The organism is Blautia sp. LMAG:89, from assembly GCF_008679485.1.
Classification (GTDB): Bacteria; Bacillota; Clostridia; order Lachnospirales; family Lachnospiraceae; genus Blautia_A; species Blautia_A fusiformis.
The window spans coordinates 674,247-699,297 of sequence record NZ_NANC01000004.1 but is presented as its reverse complement, the minus strand read 5'-3'; the positions used below and the strand labels follow the sequence as shown (position 1 = coordinate 699,297).

At 45.6% G+C, this 25,051-nt stretch carries 22 protein-coding genes; 20 read left to right on the top strand and 2 right to left on the bottom strand.

Annotation, left to right across the window (positions count from 1 at the left end; genetic code table 11):
* Positions 1–1,018 precede the first annotated feature (1,018 nt).
* The 13 genes from CCC70_RS07180 to CCC70_RS07120 all read left to right on the top strand — a co-directional run bounded on the left by CCC70_RS07180 (position 1,019) and on the right by CCC70_RS07120 (position 14,097).
* Complete coding sequence (locus CCC70_RS07180) at positions 1,019–1,717, top strand: RluA family pseudouridine synthase (protein WP_278603466.1); 699 nt, start codon at positions 1,019–1,021, stop codon at positions 1,715–1,717.
* Between the two features lie 140 nt (positions 1,718–1,857).
* A complete protein-coding gene (locus CCC70_RS07175) occupies positions 1,858–2,943 on the top strand; it encodes a substrate-binding domain-containing protein (RefSeq protein WP_287084549.1) in 1,086 nt (361 codons plus the stop codon).
* A 304-nt stretch (positions 2,944–3,247) separates the two neighbouring features.
* The gene (locus CCC70_RS07170) at positions 3,248–3,556 is read left to right on the top strand and encodes a hypothetical protein (protein ID WP_173776090.1); all 309 of its coding nucleotides are present in this window, start codon (positions 3,248–3,250) and stop codon (positions 3,554–3,556) included.
* Between the two features lie 16 nt (positions 3,557–3,572).
* The gene (locus CCC70_RS07165) at positions 3,573–5,579 is read left to right on the top strand and encodes a V-type ATP synthase subunit I (RefSeq protein ID WP_287084548.1); all 2,007 of its coding nucleotides are present in this window, start codon (positions 3,573–3,575) and stop codon (positions 5,577–5,579) included.
* Positions 5,580–5,583: 4 nt separating this feature from the next.
* Positions 5,584–6,054 (top strand): V-type ATP synthase subunit K, encoded by a 471-nt coding sequence (locus tag CCC70_RS07160; protein ID WP_015526259.1) that lies wholly within the window; start codon positions 5,584–5,586, stop codon positions 6,052–6,054.
* Between the two features lie 20 nt (positions 6,055–6,074).
* Positions 6,075–6,668 (top strand): V-type ATP synthase subunit E, encoded by a 594-nt coding sequence (locus CCC70_RS07155; protein WP_015526258.1) that lies wholly within the window; start codon positions 6,075–6,077, stop codon positions 6,666–6,668.
* 30 nt (positions 6,669–6,698) lie between these two features.
* Positions 6,699–7,670: a V0D/AC39 family V-type ATPase subunit gene (locus tag CCC70_RS07150; protein ID WP_015526257.1), complete on the top strand. Its 972-nt coding sequence runs from the start codon at positions 6,699–6,701 to the stop codon at positions 7,668–7,670.
* Positions 7,663–7,983, top strand: coding sequence for a V-type ATP synthase subunit F (locus CCC70_RS07145; RefSeq protein WP_173739481.1), 321 nt, complete (start codon positions 7,663–7,665; stop codon positions 7,981–7,983). The genes CCC70_RS07150 and CCC70_RS07145 overlap by 8 nt, the downstream gene beginning before the upstream one ends.
* A 24-nt stretch (positions 7,984–8,007) precedes the next feature.
* Positions 8,008–9,777 (top strand): V-type ATP synthase subunit A, encoded by a 1,770-nt coding sequence (locus CCC70_RS07140; protein WP_114001801.1) that lies wholly within the window; start codon positions 8,008–8,010, stop codon positions 9,775–9,777.
* A gap of 1 nt (position 9,778) precedes the next feature.
* On the top strand, positions 9,779–11,152 hold the full coding sequence (locus CCC70_RS07135; protein ID WP_015526254.1) for a V-type ATP synthase subunit B: 1,374 nt from the start codon (positions 9,779–9,781) through the stop codon (positions 11,150–11,152).
* A gap of 14 nt (positions 11,153–11,166) precedes the next feature.
* Positions 11,167–11,841, top strand: coding sequence for a V-type ATP synthase subunit D (locus CCC70_RS07130; protein WP_022427340.1), 675 nt, complete (start codon positions 11,167–11,169; stop codon positions 11,839–11,841).
* 354 nt (positions 11,842–12,195) lie between these two features.
* Positions 12,196–12,750, top strand: coding sequence for a phosphatase PAP2 family protein (locus CCC70_RS07125; protein WP_015526252.1), 555 nt, complete (start codon positions 12,196–12,198; stop codon positions 12,748–12,750).
* A 156-nt stretch (positions 12,751–12,906) separates the two neighbouring features.
* Positions 12,907–14,097, top strand: a complete 1,191-nt coding sequence (locus CCC70_RS07120) for a pyridoxal phosphate-dependent aminotransferase (RefSeq protein WP_287084547.1) — start codon at positions 12,907–12,909, stop codon at positions 14,095–14,097.
* A 155-nt stretch (positions 14,098–14,252) separates the two neighbouring features.
* Here the strand turns inward: CCC70_RS07120 and adhE are convergent, their stop codons facing one another.
* Both adhE and typA read right to left on the bottom strand, forming a co-directional pair.
* Positions 14,253–16,889, bottom strand: coding sequence for a bifunctional acetaldehyde-CoA/alcohol dehydrogenase (gene adhE, locus CCC70_RS07115; RefSeq protein ID WP_287084546.1), 2,637 nt, complete (start codon positions 16,887–16,889; stop codon positions 14,253–14,255).
* 788 nt (positions 16,890–17,677) lie between these two features.
* On the bottom strand, positions 17,678–19,510 hold the full coding sequence (typA, locus tag CCC70_RS07110) for a translational GTPase TypA (RefSeq protein WP_278603476.1): 1,833 nt from the start codon (positions 19,508–19,510) through the stop codon (positions 17,678–17,680).
* 201 nt (positions 19,511–19,711) lie between these two features.
* On the opposite strand from typA, the gene CCC70_RS07105 reads away from it, so the two are divergent.
* From CCC70_RS07105 to hpf, 7 genes are all read left to right on the top strand, one after another.
* A complete protein-coding gene (locus tag CCC70_RS07105) occupies positions 19,712–20,338 on the top strand; it encodes a single-stranded DNA-binding protein (protein ID WP_015526248.1) in 627 nt (208 codons plus the stop codon).
* 131 nt (positions 20,339–20,469) lie between these two features.
* Entirely contained in the window at positions 20,470–20,976 is a 507-nt protein-coding gene (locus tag CCC70_RS07100) for a cob(I)yrinic acid a,c-diamide adenosyltransferase (RefSeq protein ID WP_022427335.1), read from the top strand.
* A gap of 35 nt (positions 20,977–21,011) precedes the next feature.
* Positions 21,012–21,908 carry a 4-hydroxy-tetrahydrodipicolinate synthase gene (gene dapA / locus CCC70_RS07095; RefSeq protein ID WP_278603471.1) on the top strand — a complete coding sequence of 299 codons (897 nt, stop codon included), beginning with the start codon at positions 21,012–21,014 and terminating at the stop codon, positions 21,906–21,908.
* 35 nt (positions 21,909–21,943) lie between these two features.
* Positions 21,944–22,699 carry a 4-hydroxy-tetrahydrodipicolinate reductase gene (dapB, locus tag CCC70_RS07090; protein WP_015526245.1) on the top strand — a complete coding sequence of 252 codons (756 nt, stop codon included), beginning with the start codon at positions 21,944–21,946 and terminating at the stop codon, positions 22,697–22,699.
* A gap of 179 nt (positions 22,700–22,878) precedes the next feature.
* Positions 22,879–23,337, top strand: coding sequence for a hypothetical protein (locus tag CCC70_RS07085; protein ID WP_021652687.1), 459 nt, complete (start codon positions 22,879–22,881; stop codon positions 23,335–23,337).
* An 80-nt stretch (positions 23,338–23,417) separates the two neighbouring features.
* On the top strand, positions 23,418–24,188 hold the full coding sequence (gene hisA / locus CCC70_RS07080) for a phosphoribosylformimino-5-aminoimidazole carboxamide ribotide isomerase (protein WP_015526243.1): 771 nt from the start codon (positions 23,418–23,420) through the stop codon (positions 24,186–24,188).
* A gap of 247 nt (positions 24,189–24,435) precedes the next feature.
* Complete coding sequence (gene hpf, locus CCC70_RS07075) at positions 24,436–24,963, top strand: ribosome hibernation-promoting factor, HPF/YfiA family (RefSeq protein ID WP_015526242.1); 528 nt, start codon at positions 24,436–24,438, stop codon at positions 24,961–24,963.
* Positions 24,964–25,051 lie beyond the last annotated feature (88 nt).

Genomic DNA, 25,051 nt, shown 5'->3' with positions numbered 1-25,051 from the left:
AAATATAAATAAGATCCTCTTAAATCTTACTTATATTTTAAGAAATCAGAAACAAAAGGAAATCAGTATTTCAGGTAATATAGAATCGGTAACTCATATTGAACAACTGTCACACACCTGATACAAAGATTTCAGGAAATATGTAAAGAAATATTTCCCGAAAGAGTAAAACCCTCAACTCACCGGTTCGTTGGAAAGAAGAGATTCCAAGAACAAACGTGAAGATGAGAACGATACTTTGAAATGCATATCAGAACCATTAGGATATGGATTGAAGCTTTGCATCAGAAGAATATCTGAGAGGATATTAAAAACAGAAGAATCGGGCAGGAACTTTTTTCCAGGATACTTTAAAGAACTGCAGAGGAGAAAATCCCAATAGGTCGATTTGAATCAGCAGATCGCAAAGTACAGAGATGACAAATGGTTTTGAATTTAAGAAGTTAAGTCCAGAATTGTTTAGTGAACAGGAAAAAGTATAACCACCGAAATTCTTCAGATAAACAGGAAATCAAACATCGTAAAAAATGATTTCTGATCTATAAAACTTTCTAAATAATCGAAGAGATATACTTACATATATCAGTCGTTTATGAGCAGGAAATAAAAAAGAAGAGAGAATCTGAAAAAGAAAAATTTCAAAATTGAATAAAGAGAATCGAAATTATTTTATAAAGTATATAAAATCAAAGATTTCGATTGATAAGTATAATAAGTATAACAAGAAAACTTTATTCGAAAGAACGAAGAGGAAGAAAAATTGAATAACGAAGAGTGTTGAGACGGTCATCATTTTTGGAAACTGTAAAAGTAAAAAAAGTGATGACCGTCTCGTTGTGTATATAAGATTGCATATATTAAGTATACAACCGTTCCGAAAAGCCCTGGATAAAATAATATGATCCGAGCAGAGAGCAAAATTTTCGATCAGAGATTTTCCGAACAGTTATATTTATCAGTTGCCATCAAAAACATCATCAGTTATACTTCTGTGAGAAAGGAAGTAAGATGAGAAAATATGTGGAATTATCAGATTGAAGAAAATATTTTATATGAAGACAAAGAGATCCTTGTGTGCAGAAAAACAGCAGGAATGCCGGTGCAGGCAGCAAAAATAGGAACAATGGATATGGAAAGTGCCCTGAAAAATTATCTGGCACAAAAAACACCGGGAAAGATCCCATATCTGGGAGTAGTACATCGCCTTGATCAGCCGGTAGAAGGCATTCTTGTATTTGCGAAAACATCCGAAGCAGCAGGAAATTTGAGTAAACAGATGATGGCAGGAGGCGCCGGAAAATATTACCTGGCAGTAACAGAGGGAAAAGCAAAGAGCTCAGAAGGGATTCTTACAGACTATCTGAAAAAAAATGGAAAAGCCAACATGTCTCAGGTGGTGTCTGCCAATACACCGGGAGCAAAAAAAGCGATCCTTCACTATAAAGTTCTGGATCAGCAGGAGATAAACGGAAAATCCCGGACACTTCTTAAGATCAGGCTGGAAACAGGTCGGCATCATCAGATCCGTGTGCAGCTCTCTCATGAGGGACTGCCCCTTCTTGGAGACCGGAAATATAATCCTTCGGGAGAAAAAGGTACATCACTGGGACTTTGTTCCAGTTGTCTGGAATTCAAACACCCCAGAACAGGAAAAATGATGAAGTTTGAAACAGAGCCACAGGGAAGCGCGTTTCTGGATTTTGTGAAAAAAGTGTAAAAACTCTGGACGGAAATACGAAAAAGTGTATAATGTAAAAAGCAAGTAACCAAATGTAAGATTTTTGTAAAGTATAAGTTACTGTGGACGGACAAGGCAGACGATAAAGAACAGTAACCAGCGAGGAAGAGGAGATTACAATGAAAAGAGCTGCAGTAGCGTCAGCAGCCTTGTTGGCTGTGGCAACCCTGCTGACAGGCTGTCAGAAAGAAGAAGTAGAAAAGCTTGTTGCACCGATTGTAGCAGATGTCCAGGAAACCCCTGAAGCAACCGAAGTGGAAGAAGAAAAAAGCCCGCTGATCCCTGAGATCGATGACACTCTTTCTATTGAAGAAGGTGCCAGAATAGCTGTTGTCAGCAAAAGCAAAAAAGGCGAGTTCTGGAATAAAGTAAAAGAAGGAATGGAAGCTGCTGTCAAGGACGTAAATGAGGCGTATGGTTTCAAAAAAGACAAGCAGATCACGATGACCTTTGAGGGTCCGGATGATGAAGAGGACGTAGAAAGTCAGATCAATACTCTTGATGCAGTGATCGCTGAGAATCCATCTGTAGTGTGTCTTTCTGCCGGAGATATGGATTCCTGTCAGGCACAGCTGGAAGCAGCGAAAGAGAACGGAATTCCGGTGGTTGCATTTGATTCCAATGTCAGTGATACGAAGCTGGTCAGAGCTTTCCGTGGAACAGACAATACACAGATCGGCAAATATGCAGCATATAAGCTTGGCAGCGCCATTGGAAAAATGGGAAATGTGGCTGTTTTTTCTGCACAGGAGAAAACACAGAGCGCTCAGGAACGTGTAAAGGGATTTCTGGATAATATTGCAAATTATACGGATATTAAAGTGGTGGAAACCGTATATTCTGACCAGGTTGATGATATGAAGGAAGTTCTGGATAAATATCCGGCACTGGATGGTGTTTTCTGCACCAATGCCGAGGTTTCTGAAATGTTTCTGGAGGTAAATAAGGACACAGGAGAAAATAAAGTTGCTATGGTAGGCGTAGATGCAACCAGCAAACAGCAGGAAGCGATCCAGAAAGGGGAAGAACTGGGAGTGCTTTCACAGAATCCTTATGCGATGGGATATCAGACCATGTGGGCGGCTATTCAGTCTACTGCACCGAAGAAGGAAACAAAGATTGATAAGAAGGTTTTACTTGATCCGGTATGGATCGATGCTGAGAATATCAAAAGCGAAGACATTGCAAATTATCTGTATAATTAACAGATAGCGGTTGTAATTTGGTCGGATGAGGCAGTTCACATTTATTGCCTGTTCATAACTGAAAGCCATCAGCCCGATGAAGATGTAAAAAACATTTTCATCGGGCTGATGGCTTTTTTGAATAAAAATAAAAAATATGAATAGAATAAACAAATAAAAAGTGTGCGAAAAAATGGCAAAAATATAACATATGTGACGATTTTTTGACACAATATAAATAAATTTCTTGTTAAATTGCATAATAAACATTGTCTTGAAAAAGCGATTGTGGTACAATTTGGATATGCAGAGAGGCGGTGATCAGATGATCCAGGAAACGATCAAGGCAGTGAAAGAGGCGGAGGCAAAAGCACAGCAGAAGATAAAGGATGCATCCGTCCGTGCACAGAGTATCATCAGCGAAGCTGAGAAAGAGGCAGAGAATATTATCAGAAAGGCGGAAACAGCCGCCGGCGAACAGGCGGCATCTGATATGAAAGCAGCCGAGGAACGTGCACACAGTACAGAGAACACTGTCGTTGGACAAGTAGAGGAGGAGCTTGCAGCTTTGAAAAAGAAAGCGGAGTCGAAGCACGAGCAGGCGATCCAGGCAGTAATGGACAGTTTGTTCTGAGAGGGGGAGTGCGAAAATGGCAGTATTGCAGATGCAGCGAATCAGTATCTGCGCAATGAAAAAGAACCGTAAGGCCATATTGGAAGAACTGCAGTCACTTGGAGTATTGGAGATCGATGCAACGGAATTGGATCCGGAGCTTAAGACGATGGATACTATGAATGCCCGGCTGATCTTTGAGAAGAACGCATCCCTTTGTGATCAGGCAATCGAAATACTGGATGAATTTTCGAAGGAAAAGCAATCCATGCTGGCATCCCTGGCAGGGAAACCGCTGATCGGAAGGAAGCAGGAGGAAGAAGCTATCCGGGATCAGGAAGAGATCCTGAGAACAGCTAGAGAAATCCAGGGATACCGGAAGAAGCTTACAGAGAACAATGCGGCAGCAGTTAAGATTGAGCAGCAGGAAGCAGCTCTTGCTCCATGGCTGAAGCTGGATATTCCGATGAACTTCGGCGGTACAGCGAAAGCAGCGGTACTTGTGGGAAGTATTGATGGAAATATAACTCTGGATCAGGTATACAGTCAGCTGGCAGCGGATGCACCACAGCTTGAAGCTTTTGACATCCGGGAAATCTCAAATGATGCCGGTAAGCTGAGCCTTGTGGTTGTCTGCCTGAAAGCACAGGCACAGGAACTGGAAGAAGCGCTTCGGATGCAGGGATTTGCAAGACCGGCACAGCTGGTATCAGAGGTTCCGGCACAGGAGCTGGAGAACCTTAAGAATGAAGTGGTACGCATTCAGGAAGAGTCCGAACAGATTCGGGAACAGATACGCGCTCTTCACGACAGGAAGAGCTCTCTTCAGCTTTTGTCCGATTATTTCCGGATCCGTGCACAGAAATATGAGGTATTAGGACAGCTCCGCCAGTCGGAGAGCACTTTTTTTGTGACAGGATATCTTCCGAAGAAACAGGTTCCTGCAATGGAGAAACGGCTTACGGAGAAGTACGATATTGTTTTTGAAGCAGAAGATGCTGAGGGAGAAAATGTTCCGGTTGCCCTTCAGAACGGTAAATTCGGAGCAGCAGGAGAGGGAGTTCTGGCAGCATTTGGTCTTCCTGGAAAGGGAGAGATTGATCCTTCCACGATCATGACAGCCTGCTATGTATTTCTTTTCGGACTGATGTTGTCAGACGCAGCATATGGACTGATCGTCTTTGCAGTTTGTCTGGGAGTACTTCTGAAGTTCCCCAGGATGGAGAGCGGAATGCAGAAATCCATTCGGCTTTTTATGTACTGTGGATTGTCCACTTTGTTCTGGGGCGTGATGTTTGGCGGATATTTCGGAGATTTTATCGATGTATTTTCGAAGGTATATCTGCACAGGCCGGTCACGGTGAAGCCGGTATGGTTTGCACCGTTAAATGAGCCAATGAGACTTCTGGTGTTCTCCATGCTGTTTGGCCTGATCCATATGTTTCTGGGAATGGGTCTTAAGGGCTACATGCTGTTACGTGACAGAAAATATCTCGACTTTTTCTGTGACGTAGTACTCTGGTTCCTGCTTCTTATGGGACTGATCCTGATCTTTATCCCAAGCAGCATGTTCCGTTCTATTTCTCAGATGGATCTGAACCTTTCACCGGCAGTGATACAGGTCGGAAAATGGATGGCGATCATCGGTGCGGTGGGAATTCTCTTCATGTCAGGAAGAGATAAGAAGAATCCGTTCCTGAGGCTGGCGCTTGGAGCCTACGATCTTTACAATATCACGGGATGGGTCAGTGATATCCTTTCCTATTCCAGACTTCTGGCCCTGGGACTTGCTACCGGAGTTATCGCATCAGTTATGAACCAGATGGGAAGTATGCTGGGAGACAGTATTCTGGGATGGATCGTATTTATCCTTGTATTTGTGATTGGTCATATCTTTAACCTTCTGATCAATCTTCTGGGTGCATACGTGCACACCTGCCGATTACAGTACGTAGAGTTTTTCGGTAAATTCTTTGAGGGCGGAGGAAAAGAGTTCCACCCCTTCCGCGAAAATACAAAATATGTAGATATTAAGGAGGATTAATATTATGAGTGGTATCGTTTGGGCATTATTGGGAGCAGCAATTTCCGTAGCTCTTGCAGGTATAGGTTCCGCCATCGGTGTTGGTACAGCCGGCCGTGCAGCAGCAGGCGTTGTAACAGAAGACCCGGACAAATTTGCCAAGGTTCTGCTTCTTCAGCTTCTTCCCGGTACGCAGGGTATTTACGGACTGCTGGTAGCATTCCTTGCACTTTCCAAGGTTGGTATCCTGGGCGGAGGTGTTGCTGATATTTCCCTGGAAACCGGTCTTATGATCTTTGTGGCTTGTCTTCCGATCGCTATCGCAGGTCTTCTTTCCGCGATCCATCAGGGAAAAACTTCCGTAGCTTCTATCGGTATCGTAGCCAAGAAGCCGGAGCAGTTCGGTAAAGCCATGCTTTTCCCTGCAATGGTTGAGACATATGCGATTCTGGCTCTTCTGATCTCCATTCTTGCAGTCAGCGGAATTCAGGTTTGATTCATCAGGAGGGGCAGAGCATGACAGGATTAGAGAAGATGGTAAGCCAGATTCTTGAAGAGGCCGATGCTTCTGCAGCCGTTACGATCAGTGATGCGGAGAAAAAAGCCGCAGAGATCCTCAGGGAAGCCGGAGAAAAGGCAGATAAGATCCGGCAGCAGAGAGAAGAACAGTCCAGGGCAAAGGTGAAAAGCTATGAAGAGCGGACAGCTTCCGCTGCAGATATGAAGAAGCGTACCGCAGTTCTTGCAGCCAAGCAGGAACTGATCGGAAATGTGATCGCAGATGCCTGTGACCGTGTGAAGAATCTGGATGAAGAAAAATATTTTGGGATCCTTAAGAATATGGCTGAGAAATATCTTCTTCCAAGAGAAGGAGAGATCTGTTTTTCAAAAAAGGATCTGGAACGTATGCCGGCAGGTTTCCGTGAGGAAATAAAGAGCCTGGCACAGAAAAAGGGTGGTGTGCTGGAAATTTCCGGTGAAACCCGAAACATAGACGGAGGTTTTATCCTGATATACGGCGGCATTGAGGAAAACTGTTCCATTGATGCCATGTTCGCAGAGAAGCGGGATGAGCTTCTGGATCAGGTAAGAAAGATTTTGTTTGCGTAAAACACCATCGCAAAAAGGAGGGCGTGAATGATGTTTGGTGAAGATTATGCCTATGCGGTGGCGCGGATACGTGTTCTGGAGACCGGACTTCTGAATCAGGCGGCGATCGAGCAGCTTCTGGCATGTCAGGATGAGCAGCAGTGCCTTCAGATCCTTACAGAGAAGGGCTGGGGAAACGGTGATCCTGCAGCCGGTGCGGACGCCATTCTTTCCCGGGAGAGAGAAAAGATCTGGGAGATCATGGATTCGCTGGTAGCGGACCGATCTGTTTTTTCTGTTCTTTCTTATCAGGATCTTTTCCATAACCTGAAAGCGGCTGTGAAGGCAAGCATCCTGCAAGGGGCAGCGCCGAATATTTTTTTCAGCGACTGTTCCATTGACGGAGAGGATATGGTGAAATTCCTGAAGGATAAGGAATATGATCGTTTTCCTGAGGATATGCGGGAAGCGGCAAGAGAAGCCTATGAGACCTTTTTGCACACAAGAGACGGACAGCTTGCGGATATTATCGTAGACAGGGCAGCATTGGATGCCATAAAAAAAGCCGGAGAACGGTCAAAAGAAGAGATCGTCCGGCAGTATGCGGAATCCACGGTAGCGGTAGCAGATATCCGGATCGCAGTCCGTGCCTGCAAAACAGGAAAAAGTTCGGACTTTATGAAAAAAGCCATGGCAGAATGTGACACACTGGATAAGGAGAGACTGATCCACGCGGCAGTAAGCGGAATGGATCAGATCATGGGTTATCTGGCAGAAACGAAATATGGGGACGGAGCTCTGGCGCTGGCGGAATCAGCTTCCGCTTTTGAGAGATGGTGTGATAACCAGATCATGGAGACCATCCGCCCTCAGCTGTACAATTCATTTTCACTGGGACCGCTGGTAGCCTATGTGCTTGCCCGTGAAAATGAGATCAAGACGGTGCGGATCATTCTCACCGGAAAGCGCAGCGGCCTTCCGGAAGAGTTTATCCGGGAAAGGGCAAGGGAAATGTATGTATAAGATCGCAGTTTTAGGTGATTATAACAGCATTTACGGGTTTGCGGCTCTTGGCCTTGATACTTTTCCGGTGGAGGATCCTGCAGAAGGTAAAGAGAAGCTTAACCGTCTGGCGGCCGGTGAATATGCGGTTATTTATATTACGGAACAGCTGGCGGTCCAGCTTTCCGCAGAGATCAGTAAATACAGTGAGGAGCTGATGCCTGCGATCATTCAGATTCCCGGAATTTCCGGAAATACAGGTGCAGGTATCGAAAATGTAAAGAAATCCGTGGAGACGGCAGTTGGCTCCGATATTCTTTTCAGTAATGAGTGACAAGAAAGCAGGTGATTGGTTCAGATGAGCAGAGGAACCATTAAGAAGGTGGCAGGACCGCTGGTAATTGCCAAGGGTATGCGGGATGCAAATATGTATGACGTGGTTCGTGTAAGCAGCCAGCGTCTGATCGGTGAGATCATTGAGATGCATGAAGATGAGGCTTCCATACAGGTATATGAGGAGACTTCAGGACTTCGTCCGGGAGAACCGGTAGAGTCCATGGAGGTGCCCCTTTCCGTGGAGCTTGGTCCTGGCCTTATTACAAGCATTTACGATGGAATACAGCGTCCGCTGGATGACATCATGAAGGTAGCAGGCAGCAACAACCTGAAACGAGGCGTTGAGGTTCCTGCCCTGAAGCGGGACAAAAAATGGAATTTCATTCCGGTTGCGAAGGTGGGAGATCAGCTGGAGGGCGGCGATGTTCTTGGAACCGTTCAGGAGACTATCGTTGTTACACAGAAGATCATGGTACCTCCCAATATGAAAGGTACTCTGAAGGAAATTAAATCCGGCGAGTTTACCGTGGATGAGACCGTTGCAGTTCTTTCCACAGCAGACGGCGATAAAGAGCTGACCCTGATGCAGCACTGGCCGGTACGACGTGGCCGTCCATATAAGAAGAAACTTCCGCCAGCCAAGCCTCTGGTAACAGGACAGCGTGTTATTGATACCATGTTCCCTATTGCCAAGGGTGGTGTGGCAGCAGTTCCCGGCCCGTTCGGAAGCGGTAAGACGGTTATCCAGCATCAGCTTGCAAAATGGGCTGAGGCAGATATCGTGGTCTATATCGGCTGCGGTGAGCGTGGAAATGAGATGACAGACGTTCTGAACGAGTTCCCGGAGCTGAAGGATCCAAAAACAGGACAGTCTCTGATGGAGCGTACGGTTCTGATCGCCAATACCTCAGATATGCCGGTTGCAGCTCGTGAGGCGTCGATCTATACAGGTATTACAATTGCGGAGTATTTCCGTGATATGGGATATTCCGTAGCATTGATGGCAGATTCTACTTCCAGATGGGCTGAGGCTCTCCGTGAGATGTCCGGACGACTGGAGGAGATGCCAGGCGAGGAAGGTTATCCTGCATATCTTGGTTCCCGTCTTGCACAGTTCTATGAGCGTGCCGGACATGTGATCTGCAGTGGAAAAGACGGAAGAGAGGGTGCCCTGACAGCGATCGGCGCCGTATCTCCTCCAGGTGGTGATATCTCCGAGCCGGTTTCCCAGGCGACACTTCGAATCGTAAAGGTATTCTGGGGACTGGACGCAAACCTTGCATACAAACGTCATTTCCCGGCGATCAACTGGCTGACCAGCTATTCTCTGTATCTGGACAGCGTTGGCGGATGGTTTGACGAAAATGTAGCGAATGACTGGATGAAGCTCCGTCAGAGAATGATGACCCTTCTTCAGGAAGAGGCAGAGCTGGAAGAAATCGTAAAGATGGTAGGTATGGATGCGCTTTCTCCGGGTGACCGACTGAAAATGGAAGCAGCCCGTTCCATCCGAGAGGATTTCCTCCACCAGAACTCTTTCCACGAGATCGATACCTACACATCTCTGGAAAAACAGCACAATATGATGCGTCTGGTACTTGCATTTTATGATGCGGGTCTGGATGCGCTGAAACAGGGCGCAGATATCAATGATATCGTAAAGCTTCCGGTACGTGAGCAGATCGGCCGTTATAAATATACAAAAGAAGATCAGCTGGCAGCAGAATATGAGAAGGTAACCCGCCAGCTGGTAGCAGAGACTGCAGAACTTCTAGGAAAGGAGGGCCTGTAAAATGCCAAAAGAATATAGGACCATACAGGAAGTTGCCGGCCCTTTGATGCTGGTACGGGGCGTTGAAGATGTAGCATTTGACGAGCTTGGTGAGATCGAGCTTGCCGATGGCGAAACAAGAAGATGCCGTGTTCTGGAGATCGACGGAAGCAATGCTCTGGTGCAGCTGTTTGAGAGCTCTACAGGTATCAATCTTTCCAACAGCAAGGTACGTTTCCTGGGACGGAGCATGGAGCTTGGTGTATCCGGCGATATGCTGGGGCGTGTTTTTGACGGACTGGGACGTCCCATTGATGACGGCCCGGAGATCCTTCCGGAGGAAAGAAGAGATATCAATGGACTTCCCATGAATCCGGCGGCCAGAAGCTATCCGGAGGAGTTTATCCAGACGGGTGTATCTGCGATTGACGGACTGAACACCCTGGTACGTGGACAGAAGCTTCCGATCTTCTCCGCATCCGGTCTTCCCCATGCACAGCTTGCGGCACAGATCGCAAGACAGGCGAAGGTTCGCGGAAAAGATGAGCAGTTTGCCGTTGTATTTGCAGCCATGGGTATCACTTTCGAGGAGTCAAACTTCTTTGTAGAGAGCTTTAAGGAAACCGGAGCTATAGATCGTACTGTTCTGTTTGTGAACCTGGCAAATGACCCGGCTGTTGAGCGTATCGCTACTCCGCGAATGGCACTGACAGCGGCTGAATATCTTGCTTTCGAAAAAGACATGCACGTATTGGTAATCCTTACGGATATCACAAACTATGCGGATGCGCTCCGTGAGGTTTCCGCGGCTCGTAAGGAGGTTCCGGGACGTCGTGGATATCCCGGATATATGTACACAGATCTTGCTTCTCTTTATGAGCGTGCAGGCCGTCAGAAAGGAAAATCAGGAAGTATCACCATGGTTCCGATCCTGACTATGCCTGAGGATGATAAGACCCATCCGATCCCGGACCTTACCGGTTACATCACAGAGGGACAGATCATCCTGAGCCGTGAGCTTTACCGTAAGGGAATCACACCGCCCATCGATGTTCTTCCGTCTCTGTCACGACTGAAGGATAAGGGTATCGGTGAAGGCAAGACAAGAGCAGACCATGCTAACACCATGAACCAGCTGTTTGCCGCATATGCCCGTGGTAAAGAGGCCAAAGAGCTGATGACCATTCTTGGTGAGGCAGCTCTCTCCGATATTGACCTGATCTATGCAAAATTTGCGGATGCTTTCGAGAAGGAATATGTTTCCCAGGGCTATCAGGCTAACCGTGATATTGAGGAAACACTGGCTATCGGCTGGAAGCTGCTTTCCATTCTTCCGAGAAGCGAGCTGAAACGTATCGATGATAAATTCCTTGATCAGTATTACGGAAAAGTATAAAGGGGGGATGATTTGTGGCATCAACACAGGTGAATCCTACCCGTATGGAGCTTACGAAGCAGAAAAAGAAGCTGGTGACTGCAGTACGTGGCCATAAGCTTCTGAAGGATAAGCGGGACGAGCTGATGAGACAGTTCCTGGATCTGGTACGGGAGAATATGGAGCTGCGAAAAAAAGTAGAAGCTGGTATCCGAAGCGCCAACACCAATTTTGTCATTGCAAAAGCAGGAATGTCGGAGGAGACGCTGAATACGGCACTGATGGCTCCTAAGCAGGAAGTTTATCTGGAAACCGGAAAAAAGAATGTCATGAGTGTGGATATTCCTGTTTTTGAATACAAAACAAGAACACCGGATGCTAACGATATCTATTCCTATGGCTTTGCTTTTACATCCAGTGATCTGGACGGAGCGGTAAAATCCCTGGCAGACATCCTGCCGGATATGCTTCGTCTGGCAGAAGTGGAAAAGGCCTGTCAGCTTATGGCTTCCGAGATCGAAAAAACAAGGCGTCGTGTAAATGCCCTGGAGCATGTCATCATACCGGAAGCCCGGGCAAACATTAAATACATCACCATGAAGCTGGATGAGAACGAGAGAAGTACTCAGATCCGACTGATGAAGGTGAAAGATATGATGCTGGAGGAGGCACATCATTATAAGGAGCGGGAGGCAGAGCGCGGAGCGTAAAGCGCAGCCATCCTGAAAGAAAAAGAAAAGTTTATATAGAAAGTTTTAAGTAACGGGAAGGAGATGTCCCTGTACTGTGTGAAATTTCGGCAGTGCAGGGGCGTTTTATTTATAAAATATTTAGCTTTTGTTATCAGAAAATCAAGAAAAATACGGTATAATAGATAATAAGTAAATCAGACAGCTGCAGATGCAGAAATATAAAAGAAAGCTGCTCTGTCTGCTGAAAAATAAAGAAATGAAAAATAAAGAAAGAGGAGAAAGCTGATCTGACCAGGTAAACTGCCGGGCAGCTGCATAGCTATGAACAGCTGGCAAAGCAGGTTGCGGTAGCGTCTGATCAGTAAGAGGTATATGAATATTTTACAATCAATACAACAGCTGGACGGAGAAATCCTTCTCCTGATCCAGCGATATTTAAGAACGGATATGCTGACACCATTTATGAAATCTGTTACATTTCTGGGAAACGGAGGATGGTTCTGGATCCTCTGTGCAGTTGTTCTTCTTGCTGTTCCAAAGACAAGAAAAACAGGCTATGCGGCAGCCTTGTCCCTGATCTTCGGGGCGATCGTTACCAACCTGCTTCTCAAAAATATAGTGGCAAGACCAAGGCCTTTTGCGGAAATTGAAGCTCTCATCCCTATGATCACCAAACCGAAGGATTTCTCTTTTCCGTCAGGTCACACCACAGCATCCTTTGCCGTTGCTCTGGTAATGCTCCGGATGCTTCCGAAGAAATTCGGAATCCCGGCAGTAGTCCTGGCAGCACTGGTGGCATTTTCCAGACTGTATCTTGGTGTCCATTATCCGACAGATGTTCTGACCGGATTCGTGATCGCGCTGGTGGGAAGCATGTTGTCAGTATGGATCGTGCGAACGAAACCGGAAGACAAACAGGTACACTAGCATTGTCCATAGGAAATATGAAATACTTTACCTGGACAAAGTATTGACACGCTGAAGCAAGACGGGGTAAAATTGTAGACAGTACAATAGATTCTGGCTATGGTAGAAATAAGGATATGAAACCCTGTAAAATCGGATAAAAGGAGAGAGCACAAAATGATATCAGAAAAAATGAAACCCTACGTAAAAAATAATTCCGCCATCCGTATGATGTTTGAGGAAGGAAACCGCCTCCGTGCGAAATACGGCGCAGACAAGGTTTTTGATTTCAGTCTCGGAAATCCAAGTGTACCGGCACCGGACAGCGTCCGCGAAGCAATTATCGAGCTTGTAAACACTACGGATCCGACAGTTCTTCACGGATATATGAGCAACGCAGGCTTTGAGGATGTACGCCAGACTATCGCAGAATCCCTCAACAGACGTTTCGATACGAAATTTTCCGCAAAGAATCTGATCATGACCGTCGGTGCTGCAAGCGGGCTGAATGTGATCCTGAAAACAATCCTGAACCCTGGAGAAGAGGTGATCGTTTTTGCACCATATTTTCTGGAATACGGTGCATATGTCCGCAATTATGATGGTGTCCTTGTGGAAATCTCTCCGGATACCACAACCTTCCAGCCAAATCTCGCTGAGTTTGAACAGAAGATCACACCGAAGACAAGAGCAGTTATCGTAAATACCCCGCACAATCCTACCGGAGTTGTATATTCAGAAGAAACAATCAAGAAACTTTCCGTAATCCTGGAAGCAAAACAGAAAGAGTTCGGAACTGTGATCTACCTGATCTCCGATGAGCCATACCGTGAGCTGGCTTATGATGGCGTGGAGGTCCCATACCTGACAAAATATTATAACAATACTGTTGTGGGCTATTCCTACAGCAAATCTCTTTCCCTTCCGGGTGAACGTATCGGATATCTGGTGATCCCTGATGAGGCAGACGGAAGCGAAGAGCTGATCTCTGCAGCAACCATTGCAAACCGTACACTTGGCTGTGTAAATGCACCGTCCCTGATCCAGAAGGTAGTTGCAAAATGTGTAGACGCCAAGACGGATCTTGCAGCTTATGATAAAAATCGTCAGGCACTTTATAATGGCCTGAAAGAATGCGGATTTGAGTGCATCAAACCACAGGGTGCCTTCTATCTCTTTGTAAAATCTCCGGTTGAAGACGAAAAAGCCTTCTGTGAAGCCGGTAAGAAATATAACATCCTTATGGTACCGGGAAGCTCCTTCGCATGCCCCGGTTATGTGAGACTTGCATATTGTGTATCCTATGAGACAATTGTGAATTCTCTTCCTGAATTTAAAAAACTTGCAGCAGAGTATGGATTGAAATAAACGATCATTACAAAGCAGTTGAATAAAAGATCCCCGGTACAGTCTGTTCATGCAGTCCTGTATCGGGGATCTTTTGCAAGAGGGAATAAGCAAATGAAACGTAGTCGGGAGTGAATAGACTCCCGACTGTGTTTCATTAAAAGGATGTTCCACATTTATTTGGCTTTTTTCTTTTCTTTATTTGGCATTTCTCCGTAGTAAGCTTTCAGATAGATATCTTTCAGCTCGGATACAAGCGGATATCTCGGGTTGGCACCGGTACACTGGTCATTGAAGGCCTGCTCGGACATCTCATCCAGAGTTTCCAGGAAATGCTTCTCATCTACGCCGTAATCACGGATCGTCGGCAGGATCTCGATAGTTCTCATAAGCTCATCCAGTTTAGTAAGAAGTTTTTCGAATACTTCTGCATCGTTCTTGCCTGTAAGACCTACAGAACGTCCGATCTCAGCGTAGCGTGCAAGTGTCTTCGGATACTGATACTGTGGGAAAGTACCCATCTTAGTCGGAACCTCAGCACTGTTGTAACGCATAACATCCAGAAGAACAACTGCGTTTGCGATACCGTGTGGCAGGTGGTGGAAAGCACCGAGCTTGTGAGCGAGAGAGTGGTTAACGCCGAGGAATGCATTGGCGAATGCAAGACCTGCCATGCAGGAAGCGTTAGCCATATGATCTCTGGCCTCTACGTCATTGCCATCTTTATATGCACGCGGCAGATACTCAAATACAAGCTTGATCGCTTTCAGTGCAAGACCATCGGTGTAATCGGAAGCCATCATGGAAACATAAGCCTCAATGGCATGTGTCATAACATCGATACCGGAAGCACGGGTAAGTCCCTTCGGTGCGCTCATCATGTTATTGGTATCTACGATCGCCATATCCGGGAGAAGCTCGTAATCAGCCAGTGGCCATTTAACGCCGGTATCCTGATCTGTGATGATGGCGAAAGGAGTAACCTCGGAGCCTGTACCGGAAGAGGTCGGGATCGCTACGAAGTAAGCTTTTTTACCCATCTTCGGGAATGTATAAACTCTCTTACGGATATCCATGAAGTCCATGGACATATCGGAGAAGTCAGCGTCCGGATTCTCATAAAGCATCCACATAACCTTGCCGGCATCCATTGCGGAACCGCCGCCAAGAGCGATGATGCAGTCTGGCTCAAAGGCTGTCATAGCCTTGGCACCGGCTTTGGCGGAAGCGAGAGACGGGTCAGGAGCTACATCAGAGAAGCATGTATGAACGATGCCCATCTGATCCAGTTTATCTTCGATCGGTTTGGTGTAGCCATTCTTGTAGAGGAAGGAGTCTGTTACGATGAAGCAGCGTTTCTTGCCCATAACAGTACCGAGCTCATCAAGAGCAACCGGCATACAGCCCTTCTTAAAGTAAACCTTTTCCGGTGTTCTCATCCAGAGCATATTCTCTCTCCTTTCAGCAACAGTCTTGGTATTGAGAAGGTGTTTGACACCAACGTTCTCGGATACGGAGTTACCGCCCCAGGAACCGCAGCCAAGAGTAAGGGATGGAGCAAGCTTGAAGTTATAAAGGTCACCGATACCACCCTGGGAAGAAGGTGTATTGATAAGGATACGGCAGGTTTTCATAGCTGCTTCGAATTTATCCATCTTCTCTGTTTCATTTACGTTGATGTAGAGGGAAGAGGTATGACCATAGCCGCCGTCTGCAACGAGCTGCGTAGCCTTTGCAACAGCATCGTCAAAATTCTTGGCCTTGTACATGGCAAGTACAGGGGAAAGCTTCTCGTGTGCGAATTCTTCGCTGATATCAACGGACTCAACCTCACCGATCAGGATCTTGGTCTCAGCCGGTACAGTAACGCCTGCCATTTCAGCGATAGTAGCAGCCTTCTGTCCTACGATCTTGGCATTCAGTGCGCCGTTGATAAGGATGGTCTTTCTGACCTTCTCGATCTCGTCTTTTTTAAGGAAGTAGCATCCTCTGTAAAGGAACTCTTCCTTCACTTCTTTATAAATGCTCTCCAGAACAGTTACGGACTGCTCGGAAGCACAGATCATACCATTGTCAAAGGTCTTGGAGTGGATGATGGAGTTAACTGCAAGACGGATATCTGCGCTGTCATCAATAATGGCAGGTGTATTTCCGGGTCCTACACCAACAGCCGGTTTACCGGAGGAGTAAGCTGCTTTGACCATTCCGGGACCACCGGTGGCAAGGATGATATCTGCGTTCTGCATTACCATGTTGGTAAGGTCAAGGCTTGGGATATCGATCCATCCGATGATTCCTTCCGGCGCACCTGCGGCAACAGCTGCTTCCAGAACAACTTTTGCAGCTTCAATAGTGGATTTCTTAGCACGCGGATGCGGGCTGATGATGATCGCATTACGGGTTTTCAGGGAAATAAGAGATTTATAGATTGCTGTGGAGGTCGGGTTGGTTGTAGGGATAACTGCAGCGATCAGTCCTACAGGTTCCAGGATCTTCTTGAGTCCGTATGCCTTGTCTTCTTCTACAACACCACATGTCTGAGTGTTCTTATATGCATTGTAAACATACTCTGCTGCGTAATGGTTCTTGATAACCTTGTCTTCCATGATGCCCATGCCTGTTTCCTCAACAGCCATTTTGGCAAGTGGGATACGCATCTTGTCAGCAGCAGTAGCAGCTGCCTTAAAGATCTTGTCGACCTGCTCCTGTGTGTAGGTAGCAAAGATCTTCTGTGCCTCTTTCATTGCAGCCATTTTCGCGGTCAGGGCTTCTGGAGTGTCGATGATGGTAGGGATAGTTTCTTTCTTTGCCATGTGGAATCCTCCTGTTTTCATATGATAATGGTCTGTGGTCCTGCGGGCTTATCCTTTTTTCGCCGGCAGATGCTGCAGAGTTTTTGTAAGTCCCCGCGCTGCGTTTCGTTGTTGATTCAATCTGATTGAATTTTCAGTTTCGATACTGATATAGTATCAAAATTCTGAAAAAAACGCAAATTCTGAATTTTGTCGCTATGTGCAAAATGACGAACAGAAAATTAGGGGAAAATACTGTAAATTTTACTTTGCAGAACGCTGAATTATTGGAAAAATGTTAAAAAAATTTTTTGAAATTCAGCACTATGCACAAAAAACATGTTAAAAAATTGTCAGCACTGACAAAAAACATGCACACATATGAAGGGTGGGCAAAAGATAAAACGCAACATGTAGTTAAAACATTAACGTTAAACTTTTGTCAAACGATCATGTACACATTATAATTTAACTGATTTCAGACGTCAATAGAGAATTTGATAAATAATTCACAAAAATACGGAGCGATTTTGATAAAAAAATCACAAAAATATTGTGGCAAAGTAAAGCGTGATAACATAAGAAACCAAAAAACTTGAAATTATTTAAATTTTCAGAATAATTAGGCAGAAATTATCGGGATTTTTTTCAGAAATGCAGAAAAAAACTGCCATACAGGAAATGCTTCCCATATGGCAGTTTATATAAATATAAGTCAGGCGGATAAAAGCATCCGCATTCACTATGCGGCTTTGCGCCGAATTACTGTAAAAGGTTTCTGCTCAACAGTAAATGATAGCCAGGTTCGATCAGCTCTTGCGGAATGCGGCACGTTTTCTGTCTCTGGAGTCCAGAATACGTTTACGGATACGAAGGCTTGTCGGTGTTACCTCAAGAAGCTCATCCTGGTCGATGAACTCAATGGCCTGCTCAAGACTTAAGATCTTTGGCGGAACAAGCTTCAGTGCATCGTCAGCGGAAGAGGAACGGGTGTTGGTGAGGTGCTTGGTCTTGCAGACATTCAGCTCGATATCCTCAGCCTTACCATTCTGTCCGATAACCATACCGCTGTAAACCTTCTCGCCAGGTCCGACGAAGAGAGTACCACGCTCCTGAGCGGAGAAAAGACCGTAAGTTACAGTCTCGCCTGCCTCGAAAGCGATGAGGGAACCCTGTTTACGATACGGGAAGTCTCCCTTGTATGGTGCATATCCGTCAAACATGGTGTTCAGGATACCGGTACCCTTGGTGGAGGTAAGGAATTCGTTACGGAATCCGATCAGTCCACGGGAAGGGATGGAGAACTCAAGACGTACAGTTCCGTCGCTTGCTGTGCTCATACCCTGAAGTTCACCTTTACGCTCGCTGAGTTTCTGGATGATGGTACCGGAAAATTCCTCCGGAACATCAACATATGCGATCTCGATCGGCTCCAGTTTGCGTCCGCGCTCGTCTGTATGATAGAGAACCTCCGGTTTGCTGACTGCAAATTCATATCCTTCACGGCGCATGTTCTCAATAAGAACGGAAAGGTGTAGCTCACCACGGCCGGAAACCTTGAAGCACTCAGTTGTATCTGTGTCTTCCACACGAAGGCTGACGTCTGTATTCAGCTCACGGTAGAGGCGGTCACGAAGGTGACGGGAAGTGATAAATTTACCTTCCTGTCCTGCAAGCGGGCTGTCGTTTACAAGGAAGTTCATGGAGATGGTAGGCTCGGAAATCTTCTGGAACGGAATGGACTCCGGGTTATCTCCTGCACAGAGTGTATCTCCAATGTGGATATCTGCAATACCGGAGATCGCAACGATGGCTCCGATGGTAGCACTCTTGACTTCAACCTTGTTCAGGCCGTCAAATTCGTAGAGCTTGCTGATCTTTACGCGCTCGTGTTTGTCCGGGTCATGATGGTTCAGAAGCATCAGCTCCTGGTTCACGGAAATGGTTCCGCGCTCAACTTTACCGACACCGATACGGCCTACATATTCATTGTAGTCGATGGTGCTGATAAGAACCTGTGTATCTCCGTCCGGATCTCCCTCCGGAGCAGGGATCGCATCAAGGATAGTCTCAAAAAGAGGAGCCATATTCTCAGGCTTATCATCGAGGTTACGAACTGCGTAGCCGGCCTTTGCGGAGGCATACAGGAACGGGCAGTCCAGCTGTTCGTCAGATGCGTCCAGATCCATGAGAAGCTCCAGCACCTCGTCGACAACCTCCTCCGGACGTGCTTCCGGACGGTCGATCTTATTGATGCAGACAATAACATGCAGGTTCAGTTCGAGAGCTTTACGAAGTACAAATTTAGTCTGAGGCATGGCACCCTCGAAGGCGTCCACAAGAAGAATAACGCCGTCTACCATCTTCAGCACACGCTCTACCTCGCCGCCGAAGTCCGCATGACCTGGAGTATCGATGATATTGATTTTTACATCCTTATAATGAACTGCGGTGTTTTTGGAGAGAATCGTAATGCCGCGCTCACGCTCAATATCGTTGGAGTCCATGACACGTTCCTGGACTTCCTGGTTCTCACGGAAAACACCGCTCTGTTTCAAAAGCTCGTCAACAAGTGTTGTTTTACCGTGATCGACATGGGCGATAATGGCCACGTTACGAACATCTTCACGCTTGGTCTTCATATAATCCAAATCCTTTCTTTCCATATATAAGTAATCTTTTTTGTTAAAAATGATGTCCAAATTTATAGTCTATCACATTTTTGTGAGATTACAAGACATAAAAAAATATTTTTGGTTTTTCATTTTTCAGGCATATTATACCGCAAATACACATAGATTGATATAGACGAAATACACGAAGAGGAAGGAGAGCTACTTATTATGGCAGATAAAATTATTGAAAACAATCAGGTATCCGTTATGGGACGGATCGCTACGGGGTTTACTTTCAGCCATCAGGTCTTTGGAGAAGGATTTTACATGATGGATATCCTGGTAAAACGTCTCAGCGATTCGGAGGACAGGATCCCGGTGATGGTGTCTGAGCGGCTGATCGATATCACACAGGATTATGTGGGAGAATATATCGAGATCCACGGACAGTTCCGATCCTATAACCGTCATGAAGAAAAGAGAAACCGGCTTGTGCTTTCAGTCTTTGCCCGGGAAGTGAAGTTTGTGGGGGAGGAAGAAGAAACTGTGCCGGTCAATCAGATCTTTCTGGACGGATATATCTGTAAACCGCCTGTATACAGAAAAACACCGTTGGGAAGAGAGATCGCAGATCTTCTGATGGCAGTCAATCGACCTTATGGAAAATCCGATTACATACCATGTATATGCTGGGGAAGAAATGCCAGATATGCTTCTGCTTTTGAAGTAGGCGGGCATGTACTGATCTGGGGCAGGATCCAGAGCAGGGAGTACATGAAACGGATTAGTGAAAACGAAACAGAAAAAAGGATTGCCTATGAAGTTTCGGTGAGTAAATTGGAATATGTTGAGTAACATTGGATATATTTTGGAATAGTGGTGAGAACATTAAGGTAACACTTGCATTTCCAGCCAATCTGCGGTAATATTAAAAAAATCAGAAAAATGGGGAATTACCGGTTTCACTAACAGTAAGAGGAAAAATCATGGAAAGAGAAATAACAGAGGTTTATTGCGGGAACGGGAAAGGAAAGACAACTCTGGCTGTAGGCCAGGGGCTGCGCTTTGCTACACAGGGAAAAAGTGTGATCATCATACAGTTCCTCAAGGGCAGGGAACGCAGAGAACTGGATTTCCTTGAGGAACTGGATAATTTTGATTTCAAGATTTTCCGTTTCGAAAAAATGGACACCTGCTATAATGACCTAAGTGAGCAGGAAAAGGCAGAAGAGAGAACTAATATTCTCAATGGCCTTAATTTCGCACGGAAGGTAATTGCTACCAGAGAGTGTGATTTTCTGCTGCTGGATGAGATCCTCGGGCTTATGGATAAAGGAATCGCTCCAGTTGAGACGATCATCGATATGCTTAAGCAGAAGGATGAAAGTATGCATATAATTATGACCGGACGCTGGCTTCCGGATGCTTTGAAGCCCTATGTGGATAGTATTACCACGATAACAACAGAGCTGACTGACCAGGAACGGGAATAAGCAATATTTCACAGAAGAAAGAAGGAGGAAGACAAATGGCAATTTTTAAAGGAACAGGCGTTGCAATCGTAACACCTATGCATGAAGACGGTAAAGTGAATTTTGAGAAACTTGAGGAGATCCTTGAGGATCAGATCGCGAACAGCACAGACGCCATCGTTATCTGTGGAACAACAGGAGAATCTTCTACTCTGACACACGGAGAGCATCTTCAGACAATTAAGTTCACAATTGATAAAGTTAACAAACGTGTGCCTGTTATTGCAGGAACAGGTTCCAATTGTACAGAGACAGCGATCATGATGTCCAAGGAAGCAGCTTCCTATGGCGCAGACGCTCTTCTTATTGTAACACCTTACTATAACAAGGCTACACAGAAGGGTCTTATCGCTCATTACACAGCAATTGCCAATGCAGTTCCGGAAACTCCGCTCATCATGTACAACGTACCGAGCCGTACAGGCTGCAACATCCAGCCGGCTACAGCAGCTTACCTTGCAAAGAATGTAAAGAACATTGTCGGAATCAAGGAAGCAACAGGAGATCTTTCCCAGATCGCCAAGATGATGTCTCTGGCAGACGGACAGCTTGAGCTTTACTCCGGAAATGATGATCAGGTACTTCCGATTCTTTCTCTTGGCGGACTTGGAGTTATCTCCGTACTTTCCAACGTTGCACCGAAGTTTACACATGACATGGTCATGAAATATTTCGACGGCGACACCAAGGGAGCAACAGAGGATCAGCTGAAAGCTCTTCCGCTGATCAATGCGCTGTTCAGCGAAGTAAACCCGATTCCTGTTAAGACAGCTATGAACCTTATGGGAATGAACGTAGGGCCGCTTCGTATGCCGCTCTGCGAGATGGAAGAGGACACAAAGGCAGTTCTTGCAAAAGAGATCGAGAAATTCGGCCTTAAGCTTGCTAAATGATCTGACTGTAAGCGAAAGGTAAAGGAGAATATACTATGGTAAAAATCATCATGCACGGCTGCAACGGACATATGGGCCAGGTCATCAGCGGCATTGTGGAGAAAGATCCGGATGCTGAGATCGTAGCAGGTATTGATATTGCAGATCAGGGAAAAAACAGCTATCCGGTATTCACCGATATTGACGCATGTCAGGTAGAGGCAGATGCGATCATTGATTTTTCTTCCGCAAAGGCAACAGACAAGCTTCTTGAGTACAGCGCGGCACGCCAGATCCCGGTTGTTCTGTGCAGTACCGGTTTAAGCCAGGAGCAGCTTGCAAAAGTGGAAGAAACATCCCGAAAGGTAGCAGTGCTGAAATCCGCAAACATGTCTCTTGGTATCAACACACTTCTGAAGCTGGTTCAGGACGCAGCTAAGGTTCTTGCAGCTGCAGGCTTTGATATGGAGATCGTAGAGAAGCATCACCGCCTGAAATTAGACGCACCAAGTGGTACTGCACTTGCGCTGGCAGACAGCATTAATGAAGCTATGGATAATCAGTATCATTATGTATATGACCGCAGCCAGAAACGTGAAAAACGCGATGATAAGGAGATCGGTATCTCCGCAGTTCGCGGCGGAACTATCGTAGGTGAGCATGAGATAATTTTTGCAGGTCAGGACGAAGTGATCGAGTTCAAGCATACTGCATATTCCAAGGCTATTTTTGGAAAAGGTGCTGTAGAAGCAGCCAAATTCCTTGCCGGCAAACCGGCAGGACGTTATGATATGAGTGACGTGATCGGCTGATCCTGACAGATTGAGCCGCAACAGAATAAAATTACAGGTAATACAGACGGGGTTCGTGTAAGATCGGACCCCGTCTTTTTTGGATGAAATTGCGGTTTTTGAAATTTTTCCCAGAATAGGATAGCGGAAAAAGTGCCATATTAGGAATACAGAATTTTTCAGAAAAAGGAGAAGATCATATGAAAAAATGGAAGGCGATTCTTTTTGGTACTTTGCTTACCCTGTCTCTGTGTACATTTACAGCCTGCGGCACAGAGGTAAACAATGCGGATGAAACAGTGGATGAAAAAGATAAAAACACGAAGGATAAGGAAAAAGATACAAACGAAAATACTGCCGCAGAAGATGAAACTATGGAAGAAAAAGCAGACAATGACGGTGTGAAGGACAATGGAGAGAGCATTAAGGATTCCGGCACGGATAACAATGAGATGTCCGATGGAAATATTACCGTGACGCCTGCAGGAAATGGAAATAACGGGACAGCAGCACCCGGAGCTGCGGATGCTGACAGAAACGAAAATGACGGAACTGTATCCGGTGAGCTGGGTGACAGTGTAAAGGACCTTGGCGACGGCGTAGGTAATGCAGTGGATGATATCGGAAACGCAGTGGGAAATGCGGTAGAAGGAAGATAACAGATATTTTACCACAGCATTGCATAAAACTGTTTCAGATGCTATTATCAGTGCATGGAAAGAAAATGGAGGACAGGATTATGAAATTCAGACCATGCATTGATATACATAACGGAAAAGTAAAACAGATCGTAGGAGGAAGCCTGAAGGATCAGGGGGATCAGGCGGCAGAAAATTTTGTGTCAGAGCAGGATGCGGCATTCTATGCAGAGCTTTATAAGAAGGCAGGATTAAAGGGCGGTCATGTGATCCTTCTGAACGGAAAGGATTCCCCGAACTATGAAGCAACGAAAGCCCAGGCACTTCAGGCTCTGGGAAAATATCCCGGAGGGCTTCAGATCGGAGGCGGCATCTGCCCGGAGAATGCGGCAGAATATCTGGAGGCTGGCGCCAGCCACGTGATCGTAACCTCCTATGTGTTTAAAAACGGAGTGATCTCCTGGGAAAATCTGGAGAAGATCCGTGATGCTGCAGGGAAAGAACATCTTGTACTTGATCTGAGCTGCCGCAAAAAAGATGGCAAATATTATATTGTCACAGACCGATGGCAGAAATTTACAGAAGAGATCGTGACACCGGAGCTGATGGAAAGGCTTGGAAGCTTCTGCGACGAATTTCTGGTCCATGCAGTGGATGTGGAAGGAAAGGCCCGAGGTGTGGAAACAGAGCTTGCAAAGCTTCTGGGACAGTATACAGCCCATCCGGTGACCTATGCAGGCGGTGTGGGTTCTATGGCAGATATTGAAGAGCTTCGAAAAGCAGGTCAGGGCAGACTGGATGTGACTGTTGGCAGTGCTTTGGATATTTTTGGCGGAAGTATACCCTTTGAAGCTCTGGCTAAAATGAAATAGTATATACAAATAGTGAAGCAGATGCTTTTGTCCCATCAATCTTCTGGCACTGGTGTGCAGATATACATTTGTAATGAATTAATTAGATGAAATACTCTAATAGTTGCGCATTCACGACAAAAAAAACATTTTGAAGGAATATATCGAATAAATTTGGAAAAAATTTATGAAATTTTTGAAAAGTGATGTTAAAATTCAATTTAATATGTTATAATAGCAACATAAAACAGCAAAGGGGATGGAAGTCATGAAATTTATTATTAGTGGAAAGAATATAGCAGTAACCGAAGGACTTAAAACAGCTGTTGAGGACAAGCTTGGTAAACTTGAAAGGTATTTCACTCCTGAAACTGAGATTTCAGTAACCTTAAGCGTTGAGAAGGATCGCCAGAAGATCGAGGTAACGATCCCTGTGAAAGGCAACATTATCCGTTCCGAGCAGGTAAGCAATGATATGTATGTATCCATCGATCTGGTTGAAGAGGTAATTGAGCGTCAGCTTCGTAAATACAAGAACAAGATCGTTGACAAGCAGCAGGAATCCACAAACTTCCAGAAGGCATACCTTGATAAGGATTATGAAGAGGATGAGGAAGTTAAGATCATCCGTACCAAGAAATTCGGGATCAAACCAATGTATCCGGAAGATGCATGCGTACAGATGGAGCTTCTCGGACATAATTTCTTTGTATTCTTTAATGCTGAGACAGAGCAGGTTAACGTAGTTTATAAACGTAAAGGAAATACTTACGGACTGATCGAACCAGAGTTCTGATAGGGGATTTTATTATCACAACTGAATATTGAATGGAAGGCTCCGGGAATCTGTGTGAGAAATCGGCAGGTTTCCGGAGCCTTTTATG

Excerpts from the sequence above, each read along its gene's own strand:
- CCC70_RS07180 (WP_278603466.1), top strand. The coding sequence starts at position 1,019 with ATGTGGAATTATCAGATTGAAGAAAATATTTTATATGAAGACAAAGAG.
- CCC70_RS07175 (WP_287084549.1), top strand. The coding sequence starts at position 1,858 with ATGAAAAGAGCTGCAGTAGCGTCAGCAGCCTTGTTGGCTGTGGCAACC.
- CCC70_RS07170 (WP_173776090.1), top strand. The coding sequence starts at position 3,248 with ATGATCCAGGAAACGATCAAGGCAGTGAAAGAGGCGGAGGCAAAAGCA.
- CCC70_RS07165 (WP_287084548.1), top strand. The coding sequence starts at position 3,573 with ATGGCAGTATTGCAGATGCAGCGAATCAGTATCTGCGCAATGAAAAAG.
- CCC70_RS07160 (WP_015526259.1), top strand. The coding sequence starts at position 5,584 with ATGAGTGGTATCGTTTGGGCATTATTGGGAGCAGCAATTTCCGTAGCT.
- CCC70_RS07155 (WP_015526258.1), top strand. The coding sequence starts at position 6,075 with ATGACAGGATTAGAGAAGATGGTAAGCCAGATTCTTGAAGAGGCCGAT.
- CCC70_RS07150 (WP_015526257.1), top strand. The coding sequence starts at position 6,699 with ATGTTTGGTGAAGATTATGCCTATGCGGTGGCGCGGATACGTGTTCTG.
- CCC70_RS07145 (WP_173739481.1), top strand. The coding sequence starts at position 7,663 with ATGTATAAGATCGCAGTTTTAGGTGATTATAACAGCATTTACGGGTTT.
- CCC70_RS07140 (WP_114001801.1), top strand. The coding sequence starts at position 8,008 with ATGAGCAGAGGAACCATTAAGAAGGTGGCAGGACCGCTGGTAATTGCC.
- CCC70_RS07135 (WP_015526254.1), top strand. The coding sequence starts at position 9,779 with ATGCCAAAAGAATATAGGACCATACAGGAAGTTGCCGGCCCTTTGATG.
- CCC70_RS07125 (WP_015526252.1), top strand. The coding sequence starts at position 12,196 with ATGAATATTTTACAATCAATACAACAGCTGGACGGAGAAATCCTTCTC.
- CCC70_RS07120 (WP_287084547.1), top strand. The coding sequence starts at position 12,907 with ATGATATCAGAAAAAATGAAACCCTACGTAAAAAATAATTCCGCCATC.
- adhE (WP_287084546.1), bottom strand. The coding sequence starts at position 16,889 with ATGGCAAAGAAAGAAACTATCCCTACCATCATCGACACTCCAGAAGCC.
- typA (WP_278603476.1), bottom strand. The coding sequence starts at position 19,510 with ATGAAGACCAAGCGTGAAGATGTTCGTAACGTGGCCATTATCGCCCAT.
- CCC70_RS07105 (WP_015526248.1), top strand. The coding sequence starts at position 19,712 with ATGGCAGATAAAATTATTGAAAACAATCAGGTATCCGTTATGGGACGG.
- CCC70_RS07100 (WP_022427335.1), top strand. The coding sequence starts at position 20,470 with ATGGAAAGAGAAATAACAGAGGTTTATTGCGGGAACGGGAAAGGAAAG.
- dapA (WP_278603471.1), top strand. The coding sequence starts at position 21,012 with ATGGCAATTTTTAAAGGAACAGGCGTTGCAATCGTAACACCTATGCAT.
- dapB (WP_015526245.1), top strand. The coding sequence starts at position 21,944 with ATGGTAAAAATCATCATGCACGGCTGCAACGGACATATGGGCCAGGTC.
- CCC70_RS07085 (WP_021652687.1), top strand. The coding sequence starts at position 22,879 with ATGAAAAAATGGAAGGCGATTCTTTTTGGTACTTTGCTTACCCTGTCT.
- hisA (WP_015526243.1), top strand. The coding sequence starts at position 23,418 with ATGAAATTCAGACCATGCATTGATATACATAACGGAAAAGTAAAACAG.
- hpf (WP_015526242.1), top strand. The coding sequence starts at position 24,436 with ATGAAATTTATTATTAGTGGAAAGAATATAGCAGTAACCGAAGGACTT.